This is a genomic window from Acidobacteriota bacterium (assembly GCA_012517875.1).
GTDB lineage: Bacteria > Acidobacteriota > JAAYUB01 > JAAYUB01 > JAAYUB01 > JAAYUB01.
Map to the genome: position 1 here is coordinate 1 of JAAYUB010000145.1, position 25923 is coordinate 25923.

21 protein-coding genes and 1 tRNA gene are annotated in these 25923 nt (G+C 66.3%); 19 read left to right on the forward strand and 3 right to left on the reverse strand.

Translation table 11 applies throughout. The features are described 5' to 3' along the window. Positions 1-1971 (forward strand): TonB-dependent receptor (locus GX414_14665; protein ID NLI48343.1); only part of this gene is annotated, 1971 nt, incomplete at its 5' end. Positions 1972-2173: 202 nt separating this feature from the next. On the opposite strand, the gene GX414_14670 is transcribed toward GX414_14665, so the two are convergent. After that, positions 2174-4507: a hypothetical protein gene (locus tag GX414_14670; protein NLI48344.1), complete on the reverse strand. Its 2334-nt coding sequence runs from the start codon at positions 4505-4507 to the stop codon at positions 2174-2176. A gap of 65 nt (positions 4508-4572) precedes the next feature. Between GX414_14670 and GX414_14675 the strand changes: the two genes are divergently transcribed. Further along, positions 4573-5559, forward strand: a complete 987-nt coding sequence (locus GX414_14675; protein ID NLI48345.1) for a pyridoxal-phosphate dependent enzyme — start codon at positions 4573-4575, stop codon at positions 5557-5559. Positions 5560-5566: 7 nt separating this feature from the next. Continuing rightward, positions 5567-6091, forward strand: a complete 525-nt coding sequence (locus tag GX414_14680) for a hypothetical protein (GenBank protein NLI48346.1) — start codon at positions 5567-5569, stop codon at positions 6089-6091. A gap of 27 nt (positions 6092-6118) precedes the next feature. On the opposite strand, the gene GX414_14685 is transcribed toward GX414_14680, so the two are convergent. Next, positions 6119-7255: a hypothetical protein gene (locus GX414_14685; protein ID NLI48347.1), complete on the reverse strand. Its 1137-nt coding sequence runs from the start codon at positions 7253-7255 to the stop codon at positions 6119-6121. A gap of 274 nt (positions 7256-7529) precedes the next feature. On the opposite strand from GX414_14685, the gene GX414_14690 reads away from it, so the two are divergent. The 15 genes from GX414_14690 (at position 7530) to GX414_14760 (ending at position 23175) form a co-directional block, all read left to right on the forward strand. Then, the gene (locus GX414_14690; protein ID NLI48348.1) at positions 7530-8321 is read left to right on the forward strand and encodes a hypothetical protein; all 792 of its coding nucleotides are present in this window, start codon (positions 7530-7532) and stop codon (positions 8319-8321) included. Positions 8322-8727: 406 nt separating this feature from the next. Beyond that, positions 8728-8804 (forward strand) — tRNA-Met (locus tag GX414_14695). Between the two features lie 243 nt (positions 8805-9047). Continuing rightward, complete coding sequence (locus GX414_14700; protein NLI48349.1) at positions 9048-10664, forward strand: CTP synthase; 1617 nt, start codon at positions 9048-9050, stop codon at positions 10662-10664. After that, on the forward strand, positions 10661-11485 hold the full coding sequence (gene kdsA, locus GX414_14705) for a 3-deoxy-8-phosphooctulonate synthase (protein NLI48350.1): 825 nt from the start codon (positions 10661-10663) through the stop codon (positions 11483-11485). Before GX414_14700 ends, kdsA begins: the two co-directional genes overlap by 4 nt. Then, positions 11482-12441, forward strand: a complete 960-nt coding sequence (locus GX414_14710) for a KpsF/GutQ family sugar-phosphate isomerase (GenBank protein NLI48351.1) — start codon at positions 11482-11484, stop codon at positions 12439-12441. The genes kdsA and GX414_14710 overlap by 4 nt, the downstream gene beginning before the upstream one ends. 15 nt (positions 12442-12456) lie before the next feature. Beyond that, complete coding sequence (locus GX414_14715; protein NLI48352.1) at positions 12457-13002, forward strand: HAD hydrolase family protein; 546 nt, start codon at positions 12457-12459, stop codon at positions 13000-13002. Between the two features lie 52 nt (positions 13003-13054). Continuing rightward, positions 13055-13867, forward strand: coding sequence for an ABC transporter permease (locus GX414_14720; protein ID NLI48353.1), 813 nt, complete (start codon positions 13055-13057; stop codon positions 13865-13867). 291 nt (positions 13868-14158) lie between these two features. Further along, entirely contained in the window at positions 14159-15538 is a 1380-nt protein-coding gene (locus GX414_14725) for a glucose-6-phosphate isomerase (protein ID NLI48354.1), read from the forward strand. Between the two features lies 1 nt (position 15539). Beyond that, complete coding sequence (locus GX414_14730; GenBank protein ID NLI48355.1) at positions 15540-16238, forward strand: endonuclease V; 699 nt, start codon at positions 15540-15542, stop codon at positions 16236-16238. Then, positions 16235-17431 (forward strand): hypothetical protein, encoded by a 1197-nt coding sequence (locus GX414_14735; protein NLI48356.1) that lies wholly within the window; start codon positions 16235-16237, stop codon positions 17429-17431. The genes GX414_14730 and GX414_14735 overlap by 4 nt, the downstream gene beginning before the upstream one ends. A gap of 89 nt (positions 17432-17520) precedes the next feature. Further along, positions 17521-18825, forward strand: a complete 1305-nt coding sequence (locus tag GX414_14740) for an FtsX-like permease family protein (protein ID NLI48357.1) — start codon at positions 17521-17523, stop codon at positions 18823-18825. 14 nt (positions 18826-18839) lie between these two features. After that, positions 18840-20099, forward strand: coding sequence for an ABC transporter permease (locus GX414_14745; protein NLI48358.1), 1260 nt, complete (start codon positions 18840-18842; stop codon positions 20097-20099). Between the two features lie 73 nt (positions 20100-20172). Next, the gene (locus GX414_14750; protein NLI48359.1) at positions 20173-22002 is read left to right on the forward strand and encodes a tetratricopeptide repeat protein; all 1830 of its coding nucleotides are present in this window, start codon (positions 20173-20175) and stop codon (positions 22000-22002) included. 9 nt (positions 22003-22011) lie between these two features. Beyond that, positions 22012-22563, forward strand: a complete 552-nt coding sequence (locus GX414_14755; GenBank protein NLI48360.1) for a GAF domain-containing protein — start codon at positions 22012-22014, stop codon at positions 22561-22563. A gap of 54 nt (positions 22564-22617) precedes the next feature. After that, on the forward strand, positions 22618-23175 hold the full coding sequence (locus tag GX414_14760) for a hypothetical protein (GenBank protein ID NLI48361.1): 558 nt from the start codon (positions 22618-22620) through the stop codon (positions 23173-23175). Here GX414_14760 and waaF read toward each other — a convergent pair. Next, complete coding sequence (gene waaF / locus GX414_14765) at positions 23148-24221, reverse strand: lipopolysaccharide heptosyltransferase II (GenBank protein NLI48362.1); 1074 nt, start codon at positions 24219-24221, stop codon at positions 23148-23150. The two genes, GX414_14760 and waaF, sit on opposite strands and share 28 nt — an antisense overlap. Before the next feature lie 180 nt (positions 24222-24401). On the opposite strand from waaF, the gene GX414_14770 reads away from it, so the two are divergent. Next, a complete protein-coding gene (locus tag GX414_14770) occupies positions 24402-25907 on the forward strand; it encodes an insulinase family protein (GenBank protein ID NLI48363.1) in 1506 nt (501 codons plus the stop codon). The last annotated feature ends 16 nt before the right edge of the window (positions 25908-25923 follow it).

Consider the following 25923-nt stretch of genomic DNA (forward strand, 5'->3'; position numbering starts at 1 on the left):
ATCAGCGACAAGCACCGCCTCACGGCTCGCTTCAACTGGGTGGATGCGGCGAGCGACATTCTCTCCCGCGCCGGCAACTCGTTCACCTTCGGCAACGGCGGCTACACCATGGAGAACGACACCTACTCCACCGTCGGCCAGCTCGACAGCGTCATCGGCGACAACATGGCCAACGAGTTCCGGGTCAACTACACCATCATCCGCGACGCACGCGCCACCCCGGGCGAGCGTTTCCCCAATATCACCGTGGGCGTGAACGGCTACAATTTCGTGGCCGGCACCGAGCGCTACTCCACCGCCAACTCCCTGGACCAGGATGTCCTCGAGATCACCGACAACCTGTCGTTCTTCCTGGGCAAGCACACCCTGGTGATCGGCACGCACAACGAGATCTTCGACTTCTCCAACGTGTTCATCCGCGACAATTTCGGCACCTACCGCTTCTCCAACCTCGACAAGTTCGCGACCGGCACCGCCAACCGGTACGAGTTGAGCTTCTCCAACATCGCCAACGAACCGCGGTGGGCTGCTGAATTCGGCGTCGCCCAGCTCGGTTTCTACATCGGCGACACCTACCAAATGAAGCCCAACTTCAACCTCACCTTTGGTCTGCGCATGGATATACCCATCATCGGCGATGAGCCCAGCTACAACCAGCTGGTGGAGGATGTGTTCGGCATCGACACCCGCGACATGGCCTCCGGCAACATCCTGTGGTCGCCCCGCCTGGGCTTCAACTGGGATATGGCCGGCGACGGCAGATCGCTGCTCCGCGGCGGCGTGGGCGTGTTCTCGGGCCGGACACCGTACGTGTGGATCTCGAACCAGTTCGGCAACACCGGCATCGAGTTCACGCGCTATTATGTCACCAGCAACGTGCCTGCCTTCGTCCCCGATCCCGACAACCAGCCCAAGGGTTTCGCCGTGCAGACGAGCGAAATCAACGTCATGGACAAGAACTTCCTTTTCCCGCAGGTGGCGCGCATTGACCTGGCTTACGACCGGGAACTGCCGTGGGGCCTGAAGGGAACGATTGAAGGCATCTTCACTCACAACCTCTCCGACGTGCTCACCCAGAACATCAACCTGGTCCAGACCGCCAACGACGCCTGGGACCGCCGGGCCTACTACGGCGCCCGCCGATCCAGCTCGTTCAGCGACGTGATCTACCTGAAGAACACCAGCGAGGGTTATCAGTACAGCCTGAGCTTCTCGCTGCAGCGGCGCCTGCCCAACAACGGCTTCATCCAGGGCGCCTATACCTACGGCGGCGCCCAGGATGTGAACAGCGGCTCCAGTTCCCAGGCGCGCTCCAACTTCCAGTACAACCACATCGGCATCGACGCCAACCGGCCGTCGCTCACCGCGTCGAACCAGGATATCCGCCACCGCATCGGCATCGGCGTATCCTACGTGCTGGACCTGCTCAAAAAGCACCCCACCACCCTGACCTTCTTCTACAACGGCCGCTCCGGTCGTCCGTACTCCAGCCGTTACTACAACGACGAGAACAATGACGGCAGCGTGTACAATGACCTGATCTACGTCCCGCGGTCCGAAGACGAGATCATTCTGACCGGCGGCACCTGGGCCGACCTGAACGCCTACATCGAGGGCGATGAGGGCCTGTCCAAGTACCGCGGCCAGATCGTCCCCCGCAACTCCAGCTACGAACCGTGGTATCACCGGGCCGACTTCCGGCTGCTCCAGGACTTCTCCATCCCCGGCCTCGAAGGCCACAAACTGCAGTTCTCCTGGGACATCCAGAACTTCCTGAATCTGCTCAACAGCAGCTGGGGCAAGTACCAGTACGTGTACTACCGCGGCGACGTTCCCCTTGACTATGTGGGCGTCGATTCCGCCACCGGCAAGCCGAAGTACGCCTTCCTCAAGACTGGCACCAACCGGTACGACATGGACCGGCTGCTGTCCCGGTGGCAGATGCAGTTTGGCGTTCGGTACATCTTCTAGCGTGTTCCAACTACCGGCCGGCGTTACCGCCGGCCGATTGATCCACCCCTGGGAAAGCCGAAAGGCTTTCCCTTTTTTTATATTTACAAGTGAAAAGTTAGGAGCGAACAGCGAGCGGTAAATAGTGAGTGGGGGGAGTCGTGCTCGAAATTCGTGATCGTGATCGTGCTCGAGCTCGCTGCCAGCGGTCAACGATCAACCATCACCCGCGCCGCCGGACGAGCAGGCCCCATGCCGGCAGCAGCAGCAACATGAGCGCGAAAAAGACGGGCGTCTGCAGATCGCCCAGCGCCGGAAGGAGCAGCAGTCCCGTCAAGCCGGCGCCGGCCAGCGCCCCCAGATGATCGCAGGCGTTGACGCGGCCGGCAATTGCAGCCGGCGTGCCGGGGCCCTCCATCTGCATGCAGACGGACAGAGGAAAGTAAAGACCGGTCAAAACTCCGGCTGCGAGCATCATCACGAAAAACCACGGCAGGATCACGGCGGACCGGCCGGTGGAGGTGGACGCCACGGTCACGCAGAGCGCGATGCCCGCGCCGGGCAGCGTCAGGAAGGCCCATCGCGCCATGCGGGCGGCCGGCCAATCCACCCGGCGGTCCATCCACCAGGCACCGCCGGCCAAGCCCAGCATGAACACGCCAACAAGCGCTCCCATCATGGAGTAGACGAAGCCGAACAGGTTCTGGACGCGGTACAGCAACAAGAGTTCCAGCCCCATGCCCGTGAAGCCGAGCAGGAACACGCCGGCCGCCGCGCCCGCTGCCGCCGGCCAGCCGGCGGTGCGGCGCGCCGCCAAAAACAGGTGAATCGCCAGCATCACGAGCAGAACCGCCAGGACGATCCCTCCCAACCGGATGATGTCCAGCGCCGCCACGGCGTCGAGCCAGCCGCGCAGTCGCCCGCCAGTGGCCAGATCCCACACCCGCAGGTTCAGCAGGTAGCTCACGGGCCGCCGCTCGGTGTTCTCCCACGACGTCTCGGACCGGGCCAGCACGCCGCGCAGCCAGACGACGCGTTCCTCAGGCAGGAGCACCCGAAAATGGCGCGGCGTGAACCAATCGCTCCGGGCCAACCGGCGCCCCTCGAAGCGCCGGGACAGTTCGGCGGGATCCACGCTGGGCGCACCGTGCGCGTCCGAGGCCAGGAAGGTCATCCGGGCTCCGGGCGCGGCCAGCACCACCGGAAACTCCCGCCGCAGCGTCCGGTACACGGTGCCGACCGCGCGCTCCAGGTCACCCGCGATCACGTTCTCGCCGCTGTCCAGGCCCACGGCCAGCACGCCGCCGGCGGCCAGACAGGAACGACAGCGGGCGAAAAATTCCCGGGTGTACCAGCGGTTGTTCGCCGCCGTGGCAGGAGGCGGCGTGAGCAGGACGATGAGATCGAACCGCTCCGGCGTGCCGGCGAAATATTCAACCGCGTCCGCCGAGACCCGGGCCAGGCGGGGGTCCGCCAGCGCGTGCCGCTCCGTCAGCGGCAGCCGGGGCTCCACCAGTTCGGCATACGCCGGATCCAGGCTGACCTGCGTCACGCGACGGACCGGGTAGTCCAGCATCCGCTGGACCATTCCCTCCAGTCCGCGGCCCACCACCAGGACCCGCTCCGGCCGCCGGTGCTGGTTCATCAGGAAATGCGCCCGCATGTTGACTTCGAACGGCTCGGGAAATGAGACCGCCTGCATGCCATTGAGGTAGAGAGTGAACTGCCCCTCACGCTCACCCAGGGCAAGCAGCTGATAGCGGGACTCCCGCAGCTCAACGAGACGGACGCCCGGCGCCAACGTCCGCCAGTAGGCCCCGTCCAGCCGGACTTGCAGCCGGTCGGCCGCGCCGAAAGCCAGCGCCGCCGCCGCGACTGCGGCCACCCCCCACAGCACCGGCGTCACCCATGCCGAACGCGATTGATCGTTGCAGGATGCGGATTCAGGGATCCGCGTTCTCCGTCGTTCGAGCGTCCACCCGGCGGCCAGGACCACCAGGGCGATCACTTCAACCAGGCCGAGCACGCGGACCGGCGGCCAACGACCGGCCCACCAGAAGGTGTATGCCAGCCCGCCGGCCAGGCTGCCGACTCCTTCCAGCCAGTACACCCGGCCGGCGGCGCTCAGCGACCGGCCGGCCTCTCCGGTCCCCGGCGCCCGTTCCGCCGCCATGGGAAAGGCCAGGCCCACCAGCAGCGCGATGGGCAGGACGCCCAGCACGCAGGCCGGCACGGCGTGCCGGACGTCCAGAAACAGCCCGGGCGGCACGCCGAGCCACGCACGCACCGTGTATAGGAGCGCCAGCTGGACGGCCCCCGCGACGGGCAAAACCGCAAGCACCACGGGCCAGGCGCGCGAGGCCCCGGCCGCTCGGCCGTGCCGCCGCCCCCACGCCATCGAACCCAGCGCGATGCCGGCGAACCAGCTGACGAACATCAACGCGATCATCAGCTCGTTGCCGTGGAACACGGCCAGCCCGCCACGCAGAACGACCAACTGGCCCACCATGGCCAGAAAACCCAACAGGAATGCCATCGGGAAAAACATCGCGGTCATCGGGATCTTTCCATTTGATGGGAGGTATTGTAACATAGCCTTCAATTCTGTCTGGCCGAGGCGGCATGTTCAGCAACGACCGATTTCCGCTGATTCCGGGACCCACGCCGCTCGCCGAGGCATCGCATCTGCGCCGGATTCTCGGCGGCCCCCGGATTCTGATCAAACGAGATGATCTCACCGGGCGCATCGTGGGCGGTAACAAGATCCGCAAGCTGGAGTATCTGCTGGCCGACGCGCGCCGCGCCGGCGCCACCCACGTCGTCACCGGCGGCGGCGCCCAATCCAACCACGCGGCTCAGACCGCCGTCTGCGCCCGGATGGCCGGGCTGGAAGCGGTCCTGGTGCTGTCGCGTCCGACGCCGGGCCGCCCCTGCGGCAATCTCCTGGTCCACCGGCTGCTGGGCATCACGCCGGAGTACGTGGACCGCTACGAACCGGACGATCTGGAACAGGCCATGCGGCAATGCTGCGAACGACTGACCCGTGAGGGCTTCCGGCCATACCACATCCCGCTGGGAGGCAGCACCCCCATCGGCATCCGCGGCTACGTGGACTGCTGGCATGAAATCGCCAATCAATGCCGGACGCTGGGAGTGTCGCCGGCCGCCATCTATTCCGCCACCGGCACCGGCGGGACTCTGGCCGGGCTGCTGCTCGGCCACCTCGAAGCGCCCGCCTCCTGCCGGCTGGTCGGCGTGGATGTGGGCGCTATCCCCGGCGAGGGCCCGCTGCCGCGCGCGGTGGCCCTGGTGGCCGACGCCCGCGGCGGCCCCTGCCCCACCCTGCCCGTGGAGCTTAACCGCCACCAGATCGGACCGGGCTACGCCCGCCCCGGCCCGGATTGCCTGACGGCCATGCGGCTCTTTCTGCAGACCGAAGGCCTGCTGCTGGATCCGGCTTACACCGGCAAGGCGGCCGCCGCGCTCGTCGCCGACATCGGGGCCGGCCGCTGGCGGCGGGATGAAACCGTCGTCTTCATCCACACCGGCGGTGCGGCCGGCTTCTTCACCGAAGGCATGGCGGCACATCTGGATAATTCCCCCGCGTGAGGTCCCCATGCGTCCACGATCCGTGTCCGGTTCGCGCACCCGCCTGAGCTGCGGAACCCTGCTCGGCTACGCCGCGGTCATCGTGCTCCTCGCCGCAGTCGCGATCCTGGCGCTCATGCCCCATTTTTTCCGACGCTTCGATTGGAACCGGTTTTTGAAGTCGCCGTGGGAGGAGATCCAGCGCGCCGCCGACAAGGCCGAAATCCCCCTCGAGCCGGAGGCGCCCCCGGGTGTGCGCACCCTGCGCCAGGGCCGCCTGGTCATCCAGTACGAACCGGCTTCGCCGGCCGCCGGCGCCGCGCCGTTCGTCCAGGGCCAGGTCGAGAACACGGGCACCACGGCTGTCCGCAAGCTGGTTCTTGAGATGCGGATCGCCCCGGCGCCCAACCGGGTGCACACCGAGTCGTTCGAGATCCTCCGCAACGACCCGCTCCTCCCCGGGCAGCGGCGCCGGTTCATCGTCCACCCGAGCGACGCCCCGTCCGGTTGGACACCGGGCCGCGTGAGTCTCCGGATCGCGTCGTTTGAATAGGCCGGCTGCCGCCCCGCCGTACTCAGCCTAGAGGCGGAACCGGGTGAATGCGCCGATCTGTCCGCTGTTCTCCAAGCCCACGCCCTCGTAGACCTGCAGCACCCCACAGTTGTGTTCCAGCGACCGATCGATGGCCGCGGTCACGACATCGGTGATTTCCACCATGCTCACGTTGCACAGCGGACACACGCGGTCCAGGATCCCCAGATAACCGCAGTGGCTGCACACCGAACCGGCCGCCTGGAAATCACGGGAGACCACCAGGGTCTCCAGCCCCTGGGCGTTGAGGTAACGAAGGGTCTCCTCGAGCCCGCTCACCGCCAGACCGCCCGAGGCGACGGTGTGGTGCAGGCGCTCCACCTGGCGGCAGTGGTCCTTGTAGACCAGCCCCTTCTCCACCCGCGCCGAACGCTCCAGCACCTCGTGTTCAGGCGTGTCCACCGGCAGATCGAGCTCGGCCACCAGGCGCTCTTTCAGGTAGGAGTGGAGCCACTCCTGAAATTCCGCCTCGTACTCGTTTTTGCACCCCAGAATCAGCCATTCGAACTGGTCGCGCTTGTAGAGCTGGAACAGGGTGTCGGCGACATGGTGGAAATGCTCGCTGATCTTGTGATCGCGCTTGCGGGCGGTCCGCTTCTCGTCGTAACCGGACCAGCCGCCGCGGCGCACGTGGGCCGGCACCTCGTCGGCGATCCGTTTGTACTCCAGGATGGTTCCCTTGTGGATGATGTAGATGCGGGCGTCCGACTTGTCCACCAGTGCGGTGCAGAAGCGGTGGTACTCGATTTCCTGGAAGTGGAGCGGCCGCACGTGGGGCGCCTCGCCCACGAGGAATCGGTTGCGGGGCGGCCGCGGCAGCTCCACCTCGTGCCAGAATCCGGCGGCCGAGCAGCTGAACAGGGCCAGGCCGCGGACGTTGAACTCCTTGTAATTTTTGATGATGTGATTTTCGACGCGCTGGATCTCGGCGAGGGCCTCGCGGCGGTAGTCCCGCCGCAGGTCCGATTCGATCTGGACGCGGGCCAGTCGGGTCATTTCCTTGAGCCGGGTCTCAACCTCCTTTTTGGACCCGCTCTTCCCGTCAGTGTTCAGATAGACGGAGACCACCGGATGATCCGGCGAGCGAAAGCCGCGGATCTGCTCGATGTCTCGCTTGCTGAGCATAGCCGCCTCCTGTTGGGATCGGGTGGCCGGCGCACCGGACCGGGGCCTGGGTCGGCGCCCCGGCGGCGCATGGCCGAGGACGGGAACAAAGCTGGAAACGCGTGGCTCATGAGCGCGACGCTGTCATACGCGGGTTGTTAGAGAAACCGGTAACGCCTGATCATTTTGATTTAATTATAGTCCCCAAATCGGCTCCCGCCAAGACGAAAAAATTTGCAAGCCGCGCCGCCGCCCTGCGTCTTACCGGTGAACACTTGAACGGGAGGTTCGGATCATGAAACAGAATGTGATCATCTGCCTGATGTTGGGACTGCTGGGGGGCATGGCGCTGGCGGTGCGCGCCGACGGTCCGCTGGACTTGACCGTGGTGGCGGACGGCCGCCCGCTCACCCTGCACCGCTACCAGGGCACCTGTTACATCGAGGCGCTCCCGGGGCGTGAGTACAGCATCCGGCTGACCAACCGCTCCGGTGACCGGCTGGCAGTGGCGCTGGCCGTTGACGGCCTCAACTCCATCGACGCCCGCCACACCAGCCCGCGCCAGGCCATGAAATGGGTGATCGATCCGTGGCAGACCGTCGTGATCTCCGGTTGGCAGGTCAGCACGGATCGCGCACGCCGGTTCTATTTCACCACCGAGGACCGTTCCTACGCCGCCACACTGGGCGACACGCGCAACCTCGGGCTAATCTCGGCCGCCGTGTTCCGGGAGAAAGCCCGCCCGGTTGAAAATGAGATCCTGGGCGGCATGCCGGCTCCCGGAGCCGCCGGCTCGGCCAAACGGATGGATCGGGCGGAAAGCTCGGCCCCGTGCCCGCCCAAAACGGAGGCTGGATTGTCCGAGGAATCGGCCGCCACGGGCATGGGCCGCGCCACCGACCACCGCGTGACCCGGATCCAGATGGAGCTGGAGCCCAATCCTTGCCAGCAGATCAACATCCGGTACGAATACCGCGACGTGCTGGTCCGCCTGGGCGTCCTGCCCCGGCCCCACGATCCCCTGCAGCGCCGGGAGCAGGCCCGCGGGTTTGAATCCGACGTCTTCTGCCCCGAACGTCCCCGCTGATCCGCCTGCCACCACCCCTCCACCCCACCGGCCGGGCGCACCGCCCGGCCGCCTTTTTCACATCCAGCGGGATGATACCACCCAACCGACACACCGGTCGAGCGGCGACTTCCGAAACATTCCCGCCTCTGCTGTCATCCTTTGACACCCAATCATCAATCGGAACAGACGAGGACGGCCTGAGCGATTCAGGGGGGTTCCGGTCCCGCCCGATCATGCGGCTCAAGGCCAAATGCTACGTCTATGATCACCGCCACGAGAAACGCCTGAGCATCGACATCACCGTCCGGGCCAAAGCCGTGTTCCGGGAACGGGGAATGCTGCGCGGCTGACCCTGGCTTCACGCTCGCCCGCCCGAGAAAAGTCTTGACCCGGTATCCCACATCCGATACAATGATTTTCTCATAGCGGGGTGGAGCAGTCCGGTAGCTCGACGGGCTCATAACCCGTAGGTCGCAGGTTCAAATCCTGCCCCCGCAACCAAGATTGCAAACGGCCGTTTCCCGGCCGTTTTTTCTTTGGCGCGGCGGCAGGAGGCGCATGCCCGGCATTTCCCGCTATCCCGCAACCCACACGGTTCCCGGCAGCACGCAGGCGACCCCACTCTCTCCCTTAACAAGCGGGCCGACTTTGACTATAATGGCGTGTACCCCGTCGCCGGCCGAACCCCGGCCGGTTTGTTCCACCTCGGACCCAGCGGCTGATTGAGCGTCACATGGAGGATTCATGCAGGGACCCAAGTTTATTTTCGTCACCGGCGGTGTGCTGTCGTCCCTAGGCAAAGGCATCTCGGCCGCGTCCATCGGCTGCCTCCTCGAAGCCTGCGGCTACCGAGTCACCAACAGCAAGCTGGACCCATACTTGAACGTCGATCCGGGCACCATGAGTCCGTTCCAGCACGGCGAGGTGTTCGTGACCGACGACGGGGCCGAGACCGATCTCGACCTCGGCCACTACGAGCGGTTCACCTCCGCCCGGCTGACCCGCGACAGCAACCTGACCACCGGCAAGATCTACCTGTCGGTGATCCAGAAGGAGCGGCGGGGGGATTACCTCGGCAAAACCGTCCAGGTGATCCCGCACATCACCGACGAGATCAAGCAGGGCATTCTCAAGGTGAGCCGCGGCACCGATTTCGTCATCGTGGAGATCGGCGGCACGGTGGGTGACATCGAGAGCCTCCCCTTCCTCGAGTCGATCCGGCAGCTCCGCAACGACCTGGGCCAGTCGAACACCCTGTTCGTCCACGTCACGCTGGTTCCGTTCATGGGCACCGCCGGCGAGCTCAAAACCAAGCCCACCCAGCACAGCGTCAAGGATCTGCGCGAGATCGGCATCCAGCCCGACCTGATCCTCTGCCGCACCGACCGCCAGTTGCCCGACGACATCAAGGCCAAGATCGCCTTGTTCTGCAACGTGGCCGCCGACGACGTGATCACCGCGGCCGACGTGGGCAACATCTACCAGGTGCCGCTGGCCTACCACGCGGAAGGGATCCTCCAGCGGATCGCCCTGAAGCTCGGCCTGCCCGTGCCGACAGCCGACCTGTCGCGCTGGGCGGACATGCTCCGGCGGACGGAGAATCTGACGGAGACCGTCTCTGTGGCCATGGTGGGCAAGTACGTGGGTCTGATCGATTCCTACAAGAGCCTCAACGAGGCACTGATCCACGGCGGCGTGGCCAACGGCGTGCGGGTGCAGTTGCACTGGATCGAGTCCGAAAACATCACCGCCGACAACGCCGAGGCGACGCTGGCGCCGTACGACGCCGTGCTCGTCCCCGGCGGCTTCGGCATCCGGGGGATCGAGGGGAAGATTCATGCCATTCAGTACGCCCGCACCCGCCGGGTGCCGTTCTTCGGCATCTGCCTCGGCATGCAGTGCGCCACCATCGAGTACGCCCGCAACGTCTGCGGTCTGGCCGACGCCAACAGCACCGAGTTCGACGCGGCCACGCCCTACAAGATCTTCGTCAAGTTGCATGACCTGCTGGGCGTCGAGGAGATGGGCGGCAACATGCGCCTGGGTGCGTACAGCTGCCGCCTCAAGCCGGAGAGCCTGGCCTGGACGGTCTACCGCGCCGACGAAATCAGCGAGCGCCACCGGCACCGCTACGAGTTCAACCGCAGCTACGAGGGGCTCTTGGTCAAGCATGGTCTGACGGTGTCGGGCCTGAGCCCCGACGAAAAGTTCGTCGAGATCATCGAGCTGCCCGACCACCCCTGGTTCCTGGGCTGCCAGTTCCATCCCGAATTCAAGTCCCGGCCGCTGGCACCGCACCCCCTGTTCTGCGATTTCATCCGGGCGGCCCGCGACCGCAGGCATGACGGAGGCCGGGCGTGAACGCCATCCGATTGGGCGACATCACCCTCGGCGGCGGCGAGCCCTTCTTCATCGCCGGCCCCTGCGTCATCGAAAGCGAGGATCATGCCGTGCGCCTGGCCGGCATGCTGCGGGACATCTTCCGGCGCCTCGGCCGCTCCTTCATTTTCAAGGCGTCCTACGACAAGGCCAACCGCAGCTCCGTCCGTTCGTTCCGCGGACCCGGCCCCGCCGAGGGGCTGCGCATCCTGGCCCGGATCCGGCGGGAGTTCGATCTGCCTATCCTGACTGACGTCCACGATTGCGGCCAAGTGGCCGCGGCCGCCGAGGTGGCGGACATTCTCCAGGTGCCCGCCTTCCTGTCGCGCCAGACCGACCTGCTGCTGGCGGTGGGTGCCGCCGGCCGCGTGGTGAACGTCAAGAAGGGCCAGTTCCTCGCGCCGTGGGACATGGCCAACGTGGTGGACAAGATCCGCTCAACCGGCAACTCCCGGATCCTCCTCACCGAGCGCGGCTTCACCTTCGGCTACAACAATCTCGTGGTGGACTTCCGCTCCCTGGCCATCATGCGCCGGCTGGACTGCCCGGTGGTGTTCGACGCCACCCACTCCGTCCAGCTCCCGGGCGGCGCCGGCTGCGCTTCCGGCGGCGAGGCCGAATTCATCCAGCCGCTGGCCCGGGCGGCGGTCGCCTGCGGTGTGGACGGCCTGTTCTTCGAGGTGCACGACGATCCAGCCCACGCCCTGTGCGACGGGCCCAACGCGTTCCCCATCCTGGAATTTGAAGCATTCGTTCGCCGCCTCCTGAATATCCATCGCGCCGCTCACGGAGGGCAGCCATGAGCCTGGATGTCGCCCGAAAAGTCCTCCGCATCGAAGCCGAGGCCATCCTCGCCCTGCTCGACAAGCTGGACCAGCGGTTCGAACAGGCGCTCGACGTACTGGAGGCGTGCCGCGGTCGCATCGTCACCACCGGCATGGGCAAGTCCGGCATCATCGCTCACAAGCTGGCCGCGACGTTCGCCAGCACCGGCTCACCGTCGCTGTTCCTGCACCCGGCCGAGGCGATCCACGGCGATCTGGGCATGCTGGCGCGCGGCGACGTGGTGGTCGCCCTGTCCAACAGCGGCGAGACGTCGGAGCTCGTCCGGCTCCTGGAGTTCATCCAGCGTCTGCAGATCCCGCTCATTGTCCTGACCGGCAATCCCGACTCCACTCTCGGCCGCAGCACGCCCTGCTGCCTGGACATCGGGCTGCACCAGGAAGCGTGCCACCTGGGTCTGGCGCCCACGGCCAGCACCTCCGCTTCGCTGGCTCTCGGCGATGCCCTGGCCGTGGCGCTGAGCATCCGCAAAGGATTCCGGATGGAGGATTTCGCCCTCCTGCATCCGGGCGGCAAGATCGGCAAGCGGCTGCGCTGCATCCGCGACCTGATGCGCACCGGCGACGCCGTGCCGCAGGTCGAAGCCGGCGTGAGCATGAAGGACGTCGTGTACATCATGTCGGCCGGCCGGATGGGCATCACGGCGGTGGTTGATACCGGGCGCCGCCTCATCGGCGCCATCTCCGACGGTGACCTGCGCCGGCTGCTCGAGCGGCACGGACCGGCCCTGCTCGGATTGACCGCCGGCGAGTGCATGAGCCGAGCGCCCAAAACCATCGACGCCGACGCGCTGGCCACCCGCGCCCTGGCGGTGATGGAGGAGAACAAAATCACCAGCCTGTTCATCACGGACATCCACGGCGTGCTGGCCGGCGCCATTCACCTGCACGACCTGTGGGAGACCGAACTCTTCTGACACCGGAGGCCCGCTGTGCACCGCGTTTCCCAAAAGCCCTGTGACCTGTCCCGAATCCGCCTCGTGGTGACGGACATGGACGGCGTCTGGACCGACGGCAGCATCTACCTGGACGACCGGGGCATCGAGTGCAAGCGGTTCTCCGCGTACGACGGTCTGGGTGTCCGGCTGGCGACCGAGGCCGGCTTGCGGATCGCCATTCTGTCGGGGCGGGCCAGCGCGGTGGTGGCCCTGCGGGCGGCCGCCCTCGGTGTCGAGCGGATCGTCCAGAACAGCTCGGACAAAGGGCCCGACTTCCTGAAGCTGTGCCAGGAAATGGGCATACCACCCGGCCAAACCGTCTACGCCGGCGACGACCTGCCCGATTTGGCGCCCATGGCCCTGGCGGGCGCCGCCGTCGCGGTGCCCAACGCCCCCGCGGACGTCTGTCGTGCCGCCGACTGGCTCACCGATTCGCCCGGCGGCACCGGTGCGATCCGCGAGATCGTGGAGTGGCTGCTCCGGGAAGCCGGCCGCTGGGAGGAGACCCTGGCGCGCTTCGGCACCGGCGCCCGGCCATGACCGGAGACGGCGCACGGCCACCGCGGCCCGCAAGGAACTGGAGGCACGAGCCATGACCCAGCGCCCCACGATGATCCAGCGCATCCGCTACTACTACAACCAGCGGGACCTGCTGCTGAGCTACGTCCGCAAGGATCTCAAGGAGCGTTACGTCGGCTCCGTCATCGGCTTCTACTGGTCGGTGCTCAATCCGCTCATCCTGCTCGGCATCTACACCTTCGTCTTCTCGGTCATCTTCCGGGTCCGCTTCGGCGAGGGCGAGGGCCTGGTGAACGCGGCGCTGTACATCTTCTGCGGCATGGTGCCGTGGATGGCGTTCAGCGAGGCGGTGGGCCGCTCCACCGGCGTGCTCATCGACAACGCTAACCTGATCAAGAAGGTGATGTTTCCGTCCAAGATCCTGCCGATGTATCTGGTCTTCTCCCACGCGGTCAACCTGCTCATCGGCTTCGGCATCCTGCTGGGCGCCGCGATGATGGCCGGCATGCCCCCGACCCCATACCTGGCCATCCTCCCCCTGTATGTGGGCGCGCAGTTGCTCCTCACCCTGGGGTGCTGCTGGTGGAGCGCCGCCGTCAACGTCTTCGTGCGCGACATGGCCCAGGTGATCGGCCAGTTCATGATCGTGTGGATGTACCTGTCGCCCATCTTCTACTCGGTGGACTTCATTCCCGTGGAGTACCGTCAGTACGCCTACATCAATCCCATGACACACCTGATTGAAGGGTACCGGGACATGTTCCTCAACGGCTGCATGCCGGACCTGGCGGGACTCGGCATCTTCACGCTGTTCGCGCTCGTGGTGTGCGTCACCGGCTACCTGTTCTTCACGCGGAACCAGCACAGTTTCGCCGATATCCTGTAGTCGAAAGGCATGAACTCCTGTTTGCCGGTTCACAGGTTCACAGGTTCACAGGTTCACAGGTTCACAGGTTCGCAGGTTCGCAGGTTGAAAGGTTTATGGTTTGAAAGTACGAAGGTTCTAGAAAGATGTTCGGTTGAGTTGAGGGTTGGGACAAACTGCGAAACCCTAAACCCGCAACTCAAGCCCTGTGCCCCGAGCCCTGAGCCCCGATGTACGAGGATCTAGGACCCAAGACCCAGGTCCCAGATCCGAATGCCGATGTCCGAAGTCCGATCCCCGATGGAGGCCCCCATGGAGCACCGCCTTGAACTCCCGGACGGTTTCTGCCTGAACTACACCAACGTGACCCGTGACAAAATCGGCCCGCTCGGCCTGGCGGTGAACGAGCTGGCCGGCCGGCCCGAAATCGGCGCCGCCATGGACGCGCTCGCCGTCATGCGTCGCAGCGGCGACGTCCGCGGGCACAACGAGAAAGTGTACTTCACCCACCTGGCATACCAGGAGGGGAACGCCCCGGACCGCCTCCGGGCCATCGCCGAGTGGGGCGCCGACGTCCGGTCCCGGTGTCGGGCGGTGGTGTCGCTGGGCATCGGCGGCTCGTACCTGGGCAACCAGGTACTGGCTGACGCCCTGTTGTCGCCGCTCTGGAACTCCCTGGCGGGACCGGAAACCGCACCGCAGCTTTTCTTCTCCGGCAACAACGTGGACCCCCAGTCCATCCGCGACCTGGACAAGATTCTGGACCTGGAGCGGACCATGTTCGTCGTGATCTCCAAGTCCGGCACCACCACCGAGACCATGGCCGCGTTCCTCCATTTCTACAATCGCTGCCGCGCCGCCGGCCTTGATCCCAGCCGGCATTTCACCGCGGTGACCGACCCGGAGCGCGGCATCCTGCTGCAGATCGCCCGGCAGGAGCGACTGCCCTTATTCCAGGTGCCGCCCGGTGTGGGCGGACGCTTCTCGGTGCTCGCCGACGTGGGCCTGCTCGTCGCCGCCGCCGCCGGGATCGCCATTCCCGAGCTGCTGGGGGGCGCCCGCGCCATGGTGGAAGCGGCCGACAGCCGCGACCTGCTCCAGAACCCGCCCTGCCTCTACGCGGCCATCTGCCACGAACTGTACCGGCGTGCCGGCATCCACGAGGCGGTGCTCATGCCGTACAGCGACCGGCTCCGGTCATTCGCCCTGTGGTACGTCCAGCTCCTGGCCGAGAGCCTCGGCAAGGAGAAAAACCGGCGGGGCGAGACGGTTTACGAGGGGCGCACGCCCATCGCGGCGGTGGGGACGTCCGATATGCACGCCCAGACGCAGCAGCACCAGGGCGGCAAGAAGAACAAGCTGGTCACCACCATCGCCGTCGCGGACTTCGGCGCTGATGAGATCACCCTGCCCAGCGAGGGCCCGTGGACGCGGGAACTGGCGTTCGTCGCCGGCCGGAGCTTCGGCCGGCTGCTGCGGGCGGCGCGGGTGGCCAACGAGGAGGCGCTGGCCGCCGACGGCCGGCCGAGCCTCTCCATCACCATCCCGCAGCTGTCGCCGTACACGCTGGGCCAGCTGTTCCTGTTCTTCGAGCTGGCCACCGCGTTCGAAGGCGAGCTGCTCGACGTGAACGCCTTCGACCAGCCGGGCGTCGAGAACTACAAGAAGCTGATGAAGGAGCTGCTGCGCTGAGATGCCCCGCCTCGCCCTGCCCCACTTTCCGGCGGTCGCCGACGCGCGCGCGGCCGCTGCCCTCCAACGGGAGCTGGCCGGCCGGGTGCGGCTGGAGCCCCTGGCGGCGCCGCCGCGGACCATCGCCGGAACCGACCTCGCCTTCGACCCGCGGGCGGGCCTGGCGCACGCCGCCGTCGTCATCGTGGACGCCGCGACGCTGGCGCCCGTGGCCGCCGCCGCGGTGACCCGGCCCGTGGATTTCCCCTACGTGCCCGGCCTGCTCTCCTTCCGCGAGATCCCCGCGCTGCTTGACTGCCTGGAGCACCTGGGAGAACTGCCGGACCTGTTTCTCTGCGACGGCCAGGGCATCGCCCACCCGCGCGGCTTCGGTCTGGCCGCCCACCTGGGCGTGCTGCTGGACCGCCCGGCAATCGGCTGCGCCAAGAGCCGGCTGGTGGGCGAGCACGCCGAACCGACGGCCGAGCGCGGCAGCCGGGCGGAGCTGCTGTACGCCGGTCGGGTCGTGGGCACCGTGCTCAGGACCCGCCACGATGTCCGACCGCTTTACGTCTCGCCCGGCCATCGGGTCACCGTCGCCGACGCGGCGGCGCTCGTGCTGGCCACCGCGACCCGCTTCCGGGTGCCGGAACCCATCCGTCTGGCGCACCGCCTGGCGGCCGAGGAAAAACGAAACCATCTCCGACGGAGTGCCCTATGACCGAACGACTGTACTACCAGGACGCCACCCGCTGCGAATTCGAAGCCGACGTGCTCCGGTGCGAGCCGGCGGCGGGCGGCGTCCGCGTCTACCTCGACCAGACGGCGTTCTACCCGGGGACGGGCGGCCAGACGGCCGACACCGGCACCCTGGCCGGGCAGCCGGTGATCGAGGTGGGCGAAGACGACGCCGGCGACATCTACCACCTGCTGGCGCACCCTCCGGCCGCGACGCGGGTGCGGGGCCTGGTGGACGCGGACCGCCGCTTCGACCACATGCAGCAGCACACCGGCCAGCACATCCTGTCGGAGGCGTTCGTACGGCTTTACCAACTGGGCACGGTGGGCTTCCACATGAGCCAGGACGTCAGCACCATCGACCTGGCCACCGATCGGCTCGACGACCGCCAGGTGGCCGAGGCCCTCCGCCTGGCCAACGCCGTCGTCTGGGAAGACCGGCCAGTGGACATTTCCTACCACGACGCCGCCGAGACCGGCGCCCTGGGCCTGCGCAAGCCCACGCGCCGCGAGGGGGAGGTCCGGGTGATCGGCGTGGCCGACTTCGACCGCTCCGCCTGCGGCGGCACCCACGTGGCCCGCACCGGCCAGGTGGGCGTCATCACCGTCGTCCGCACCGAGCGGTTCGGCGACAAGACCCGGGTCTATTTTCTGTGCGGCGGCCGGGCGCTCCGGGCCTTCCAGGACAACCAGGCGATCCTCAGCGCCCTGTCCGCCATGGCGACCACCGGCATCCCCGAGCTGCCGGCCAAGCTGGACAAACTGCTCCAAACCGTCAAGGCGGTCGAACGGGAAAACGGCAAGCTCAGGGCCGAGCTGCAGGCCGAGCGCGCCCCGGCGCTCCGCGAGCAGCATCGGGGCGCCGACGGCATCAGCCGCGTGATCCTCACCCTCGACGAACCGGCCGACATCGCCCGGTCGCTCTGCCAGAAGCTCATCGCCGGCGACCACCGCACCCTGGCGGCTGTGCTGTCGGCGCCGTCCGGAACCGTGTTCGTCGGGCGCACCTCCGACCTGACCGCCGACATGCAGGCGCTGGTGACCGAGCTGCGCGCGGCGTTCGGCGCCAAGGGAGGCGGGCGCCCGGACTTCGCCCAGCTGGGCGGCCTGTCCAGGGAGACGGCCGCGGCGTTGCTGGACCAGATCGGGAGCCGCTACCGGTCCTGCTCCGGCTGAGATCGTCCCATCCGTCACATTTGCTGATATCGCGGAACATTTTCGCCAAACAACTCGTAAAGCATACGAACGCTGATGACGAGGTTTCCATGTCCGCGATCGCCGAAGTGCCCGTTCTGACCAATCAAGCGAACGTCAAACCCAACCACACCCTCAGCGGCTGGCCGGTTCTGCTCGAAGCGCTGCGCATGGCCATCGAATCGGTGATGGCGCACAAGCTGCGCTCGCTGCTCACCCTGCTCGGGGTCATCATCGGGGTCGCCTCGGTCATGATCGTCGGCGCCTTCATCAGCGGACTGGAAACATACGTGACCGACAGCGTCACCAGCATGATGGGCAGCAACACGTTCATCGTCGCCCGCATCGCCGCGGTGAACATGAACCGTGAGGAGTTCGAGAAACGCCTCCGCACCCACCGCGACCTGCGCTGGGACGATTACGAGTACATCCGCAGCCGTTCGAAATTCGCCCAAGAAGTGTCCATCGAGCGCTCCACCCGTCAAGACGTCCATTACAAGAACCTGGAGGTGCTGGACACCACCATCAGCGGCGCCAGCGCCAACGTGCCCCGCATCTCCAATATCAACATCCACAGCGGCCGCTTCTTCCAGGAGTTCGAATTCGCCCGCTCCCTGCCCGTCTGCGTCATCGGCTGGGGCATCAAGACGGAATTGTTCCCCTCCGAGGATCCCATCGGCCACGACGTGAAGATCGCCGGGCAAAAGTATCGCGTGGTCGGGCTGTTGGCCCGGCGGGGCTCGTTTCTGGGCCAGAACCTCGACAATGAGATTTTCATCCCCACGACCGCCTACGCCAAATTGTTCGGCGTCCGCCGCGGCTGGGAGCTCCGGATCAAAACCGCACCCGGTCCCGAGTTCGAAGCCGCTCAGGACGAAGTCCGCACGCTCCTGCGCGGCAAGCACCACCTGCAGCCGTCCCAACCCGACGATTTCGACATCCTCAGCGCCGACGACATCAACCAGTCGGTGGGCGAGTTCACCGGCGCCATCGCCACGGTGGTCACGCCCATCACCAGCATCGCGCTCCTGGTGGGTGGCATCGTGATCATGAACATCATGCTCATGTCGGTGACCGAGCGGACCCGCGAGATCGGCATCCGCAAGGCGATCGGCGCCCGGCGACGCGACCTATTGCTGCAGTTCCTGCTGGAGTCGGCCATCCTGGGCATCATCGGCGGCCTGCTGGGCATCACGCTGTCTTACACCGCGTGCTACGTCATCGAGGCCCTATCGGACTTCACCCTGACCATCACCGTCGGCTACATCATCCTCGCCCTGGCCGTCTCGGGCGGGGTGGGCATCCTGGCCGGGATGTACCCGGCGTTCAAAGCCGCCCGGCTGGATCCGATCCAGGCGCTGTCCTTCGAGACCTAAAGGAGCCGATCACCGTGACCGCCGCCGAAAAACGCCGTATCTGGTTTGAAAACTTCCTCCAGGCGTTCGACACCATCCTGTCGCACAAATTCCGCTCATTCCTCACGGTGCTGGGCGTGCTCATCGGCGTCATCACGGTGATCCTGGTGGCCTCGATCCTGACCGGCTTGCGCGGCCGGATCGTGAGCATGATCGAGGAATTCGGCACCACCAACATTTACGCCTTCCACCTGAACACGGGCGTCCAGATCGGCCGCCGCCCGCGCAAGGAGATGGAACGCAAGCCGCTGTCCATGGAGCATGTCCGGGCGATCAAGACCCGCTGCGACGCGGTGCAGGATGTGGGCTGCCAACTCTTCCCGGTCCGGCTCACCGATCGGAGCATCAAGTACCAGGGCGAGTCTTTCTACGAGGGCGGCATCGAGGGCATCACGCCCAACAACCACGAGATCGCCCATCACGAGCTGGCCATGGGACGGTTCCTGAACGACAGCGATAACATGCACCGGCAGTACAACTGCGTGATCGGCTACGCCGTTTACGAGGCGCTGTTCCCCAACATCCAGCCCATCGGCAAGCACATCCTGATCGCGGGGAAGCGGTTCCAGGTGGTGGGCGTGCTGCAGAAGCGCAAGTCCACGTTCCTGGGCGAAAACCAGGAAGACAAGACGGTGAGCATCCCCCTGCTCACCTTCCGGAAGCTGTCGCCGCAGGACGACTGGCTGTTCCTTATCATCCAGGCGCGTTCCGGCCAATTGGTCCAGGCCATGGACCAAGTGGAGCAGGTGCTGCGGGCGGAGCGGCGGCTCAAGGCCAATGATGACAATGATTTTTCGCTGTCCACGGCCGACTCGATCATCCAGCAATTCGACCAGGTGGTGGCCGGGATCGGCATCATCACCATCGCCATCTCCGGTGTGGGACTCCTGGTGGGCGGCATCGGCGTCATGAACATCATGCTCGTGTCGGTGCGGGAGCGCACCCGCGAGATCGGCGTCCGCAAGGCGCTCGGCGCGCGCAATCTCGACATCACCGTGCAGTTCCTAATCGAAGCCATGACGCTCACCGGCATCGGCGGCGTCATCGGCATCGTGTTCGCCGCCGCCATCGGGCTGCTGATTTCGATGCTGGTGCCCGACCTGCCCACCAGCATTCCCTTCTGGGCGGTGAGCGCGGCGTTCACCCTGTCGGTGCTCATCGGCCTGGTGTTCGGCGTTTGGCCCGCCACCCGCGCGGCCCGGCTTGACCCAATTGAGGCTCTCCGGTACGAATAGCCGACCCTTTGCCTGTGGCGGCTCCCCCCCTTTTGTGATAGATTATGGCCAACTCTGTCGAGAGGGGATCGCCATGACCCAGTGTCCCTCCTGTAAGGCCGAACTCACAGCCGGCACGCGCTTTTGCACATCGTGCGGCCAGCCGGTGCCTCCAGCCGGTCCCGCCGCGTCTCCGGACGCGAAAACCGTCATGGCCGCCGCGGCCACCCGGACCGCGTCGCCCGGAGACGGCGAAAAGACCGAGATGGTGATCCCGGAAGGGGTCAAGGCCGCGCCGGATCAGGCCACCGAGATGATGACCCGCGCCACCCCTGCTCCATCCGCCACCCCGGCCCCGACGGCCGCCGGCGGCGCCAAGGATGACATCTCCAAGATTTTCGAGACATCGGGTGTCTGCCCCAATTGTTACGCCACGTTGAAGAAGGGCGCCAGCCAGTGTGCCGAATGCGGCTACCGTCTCACCGGCACGTTCTGCCCGCGGTGCAACGCCCAGTTGCCGGACGACGCCAAGTCATGCCCCGCGTGCAAGTGGTCGGAAACTTCTCCCGGCACCTGGGTGCCGGGTGTCGCGGCGGTACCCGTCTCGGCCGGCACCATCCCGCCGGGTACCGTGCCGCCGGGGCCGGCAATGGGCCAAACCGTGATGACGCCGCCCCCCGCCGCGCCCGCCCTCGGCCAGACGGTGGCGGCAGGGACCGCCTACGCGCCGCCCCCCGCGGCAGCGCCCCTGGCACAGACAACGTATGCCGCCCCGCCGGCGGCGCCGTCGCCGGTTCCCGCCGCCAAGAAGGGGTTTCCCGTCGTGCTGGTGCTGGTCATCGGGCTGTTCTTGCTTGGTATCCTGGCCGTCGGCGGCTGGTTCGGCTGGCGCTACTGGCAGCAGCGTCAGGCTGCAACGACGACCGGCACGGCAGGGTCCGGCAGCACGGCAGGCGGCACCCAGTCCACCGGTGGATCGCAGACCGGCGGCACGGGCACCACGATGCAGGGATTCGGCAGCGAGGCCGGCGCGGGCGAGAACCTGCTGCAGCAGGCCCGGACCTACATGGACAGCGGCGATTACACCCGCGCGCTGGCCAAGGTTCAGCAGCACCTGCAGGACAATCCCGGCGACGCCGACGCGCACACGCTGGCCGGCCAGGCCTGCCGCGCACTGGGTCAGGCCGATGAGGCGATCCGCCACTTCCAGACGGCGCTCAGCATCCAGCCCGACAACGGCGCGCTTCGCCTGGAGCTGGGCAAGCTGTACACCGCCGGCGGTTTTTCCGACAAGGCCATTGAAAATTACCGCGAGGCGGTCCGCCTGCTGCCCGACAATCCGGAACCGCAGTGGTGCCTGGTGCAGGAGCTGCAGAAATCCGGCGACGCCGACAGCGCCCGCCGGGAAGCCGAGCAATATGTCAGCCGCTACCCGGCCGGGCCCAACCGGAGTGACGCCGACGCCCTCCTGACTCAGGGCCAGCGGACGCGCGGCGGCCGGACCAGCGCCGGCTCCACCACGGGCGGCACGACGGCCGGCGGCGCCACCTACACCGGCCGCACGACTGACGCCTCCCGTGACCAGTCCGGCGGCTCCGGCGGCTCCGGCGGCTTCGTGCAACCGCCGCCGCCGTCGCCGTACGTCACCGTCATTCTCGACGGCTCCGCGCTGAACCTGCCGGGCAAGGTGGCCGAGGTCACCGTCAGCTTCGCCGGCATCCAGCAGCGGTTCACCAGCAGCGCCACCGCCCGGCTGGACAACGTGGAGAAAGGCAGCCACGCCTACAACGTGGTGGTGACCTATGTCCTTTCCTCAACCGGCGAGAAGGAGTTTACGTACAGCGGCAGCGGTACTCTGTTGATCCGCTATCAGGACCAGAAGATCCGGGTCCGCCGGATCGGCGAGCGCATCTTGATGGATTGAGAGGCGGCCATGGAACAACTGAAGCGCATCCTGGACACCGTCACCCAGCAACCCAAAGAGGACGTCCGGTACGCCGACGTCCTGCGTGAGGTGATCGCCATCCTCCACGCCAACCTGATGGCCCTGCACGGCGTCAAGGAAGACGAGGTGGCCATCTTGCTCATCGACAAACGGCAGCATCTCAAGTTCTATCGGCCCAGCTACCTGGAGAAGACCGGCTCCATCCCGATGGCTTACACCCGCTCGTTCGTGACCAAGGCGCTGCAGACGGGCAAGGCCATGCTGGACAACCGGTTTTCCTCAACCCCGCACCTGGGCGTCTTCGAGGAAATCAAGCGAAACAACCCGAACTTCCTGCCCATCCAGAAAATCATGTGCGTGCCGCTGGTGACCTCGGACCGGAAGGTGTTCGGCGCCGTGGAGGTCAGCCGAAAGGGCGAGCGGCTGGAATCCGCCGGCCCCGACTGGACCGCCGACGAGATGGACACCATCGTGCGGCAGCTGGCCTCGATCGCCGACCAGTTCTACCGGGTGTACAAGCTGGCCGACACGGCCGAGTGACCCCATGATCGGGCGGACGCCCACCCCACCCCGCTCGATCGGCTGGCGGACCGCATGAACCGCGTCCGAGACGACCACTCGGCCTCCCACTCCGGTGGCACCGCGCGCTTCACGCCCGACCAACGCGCCATGGTCTATGACTGCCTGGCGGTCGCCGAGCGCTGCCTCGAGGAGTTTTACCGGTTCTCACCCCGCGAGTGGTTCCACTACAGCTACACGCTCATGACCGCCGGCGACCTCCCCGACGGATTCCCGCCGCGGCCGGCCAACGTGTTCGGCGAAATCCAGAAGCACTCCGAGCGACCGCCGGCCGGCGGTGGTGCCGCGCCCGATGCCGGCTACACCATCGTGCTCTTCGACGGCAACATCCTCCTTCACCTGAGCGGGCATCCGGAGGTCTCCTTCCGGCACCTGCTGCTCTACATCCTCGCCCATGAGCTGGTGCACATCGCGCGGTTCCACCACGCCCGGCCCTTCGACACGCCCGAGATCGAAAAGGAAGACGAGGAGCGGACCGTCCATGCGATCACCGGCCGGGTGCTGGCCCGGCTGGGCGACGACCAGCTCGTGCGGCTGGCCGACAACTATTTGTCGGAGGAATATTCCCTGTAAATGAGTTCGCGGCCGCGCCGGACCACCTCCTCCACGGTGATCGCCTTGAAGCAGCGCAGGTCCAGCGGGCATTCCCGGAGAAAGCAGGGGCTGCATTCCACCGGTTTCTTTACCACCACCGCCCGCGGGGAAAACGGTCCGGTGGCCACTGGGTCGGTGGACCCGAACAGCGCCAGCTGCGGGATCTGGAATGCCGCGGCCACGTGCATCGGCCCCGAGTCGTTGGACACAAACAGATGGCAACTGCCGATCAGCGGGACCAGTTCGTCCAGGGTGGTCCGGCCGCACAGGTTGTGGAGGCGGTCGCCGCCGACGGCCGCGGCGATCGCGTCCGCGAGTGGCTGCTCCGCGGGTGATCCGAACAACACGACGGTCAGCGGCAGGTCGGATCGCAGCTCCCGGATGAGCGCGGCGAAGCGTTCGGGAAACCACCGCTTGGCCGAACCGTAAAAGGCGCCCGCGTGCACGCCCATCACGGGCCCGTCGGCACCGATACCCTCCGCCTCGAAGAAGCGCCGGCTGACGGCCTCCATCGCCGGCGTCCGTCGCAACCGCAGGTCGGGCTTGAACTCCGGATCGCGGAGATAATCAACGGGCGACAGGCCGACGGCATGCAACAGGTGGAGATAGTAATATACCTGGTGCCGCCGGTGCAGCTCGGTGGGAACCGCGGCACCGTGCGTCAGGAGGAAACCCCGCCCCTCGGTGCGGTACCCCGCCCGTTCCGGCACCCCGGCGATCCGCCCCATCAGGGCGGATTCGAACGAATTGGGCAGGCAGACGTACAGCGACGGACGCCGGCGGCGGATCTCGCGACACCCGCCCAGGAAAGCCCGCCGCCGGGTCCGGCCGGCTTCGGAAGGCAGGGTGATGACCTCGTCCACCTCGGGCGCCCAGCGGTAGAAACCGGCCACCCCCGCCCGTGCCGCCACCACCAGCCGGGCGGCCGGCCGGAGCCGGCGCAACTCGCGCAGCGCCGGCAGGGCCATCACCGTGTCTCCCAGCCAGTTGGTAGTCCGTACAATCAGGGTTTCCGTCGCCGTCATGGCCCACAGCCCCCTTCGATCGGGTCCGACCGAACCGTGCCGTCGCGAGTCGGACGGGCGCCGCGCTGCCGCATCATAGCACTAAAATGAAACATTTTCACAGCGATCGCGTATATAATGCGTTGTCATTCAAGGCGACCGCAAACAATACCCCAACAATATCCCAGCAAGGAGAATGCAATGAGGTTCCGAAACAGCGCACTCGGCCTGGCCCTGATCCTGGTGCTGCTCGCCGGGGCTGCACCGGCGACCGTGCAACAGGACATGGCGCGCAAGGTCACCGAATTCCGTCTGCCCAACGGCATCCAATTCCTCATCGTGGAACGTCACGAAGCACCGGTGGCGTCCTTTGTCACCTACGTGGATGTGGGCGCTTCCAACGAAAATGTCGGCGCCACCGGTTTGGCGCATTTCTTCGAGCACCTCGCCTTCAAGGGCACACCGGAGATCGGCACGACGAACTACGCCGAGGAGAAGAAAGTGCTGGACGAGATGGAGACGGTCTTCCGCCAGATCCTGGCCGAGAAACGGAAAGTGACCGGCCCCGACGCCCAGCGGCTGGAACAGTTGAACGCCCGGATGGACGTCCTGCAGAAGCAAGCCGACCAGTACGTCGTGAACAACGAGTTCGTCACCATCCTCGAGAAGAACGGCGGCGTCAACACCAACGCCGGAACGGGCATGGACGCCACCATGTACTTCATCAACCTGCCGTCGAACAAGGTGGAATTATGGGCCTGGCTGGAATCCGAGCGCCTGCTCCGCCCCGTCCCGCGCGAGTTTTACAAGGAAAAACTGGTCATCATGGAGGAGCGCCGGCAACGCACCGAGAGCAACCCCATCGGGCGGCTCATCGAGGAGATCCAGACCACGGCCTTCAAGGCCCACCCGTACAAGGAACCCACCGTGGGGCACATGTCGGACCTTGCCGCCGCCAGCGCCACCGAAGCCATGGCGTTCCACAAGCAATATTACGTGGGCCGGAACATCACCGTCGCGGTGGTGGGCGACGTCTACCCCACCGAGATCAAGGCGCTGGCCGAAAAGTACTTCAGCCCCATCCCGGAAGGCGAAATGAGCGGCCGGGCGGTCACCGAGGAACCGAAACAGATGGCCGAGAAGCGGATCTCCATGCAGGATCCGTCTCAGCCGGTCGTGGTGCTGTGCTACCACAAGCCCGACATCCGGCACCCCGATTCGGCGGTCTACGACGCCATCCAGGACATCCTGGCCGGTGGCAACTCCTCGCGCCTGCACAAGAAGATGGTCAAGGAGGAGAAGTCCGCCCTCTTCGTCGGCGCGTTCCCGGGTTTCCCGGGCACCAAGTATCCCAACCTGTTCCTCTTCTTCGGCATTCCCAACCAGAATCACACCAACGAGGAGATGGAGAAGGGCATCATCGCCGAGCTGGAGCGGATCAAGAACGAGCCGGTGTCGGCGGAAGAACTCGCTGCCGTCCAGACCAAGGCGACAGTCAACCTCTACCGGCAGCTCATGTCGAACGGCGGAGTGGCGCTCCAGTTGGCCTACTATCAGGTCATGACCGGCGACTGGCGCAACCTGTTCACCGCCATCGACAAGATCCAGAAAGTCACCCCGGCCGACATCCAGCGGGTCGCCCAGGAGTGCTTCGTGACCAGCAACCTGACGGTGGGCACCATCGTCCACGCCCAGGCGCAGAATTGAGCGGCTCAAGACACAG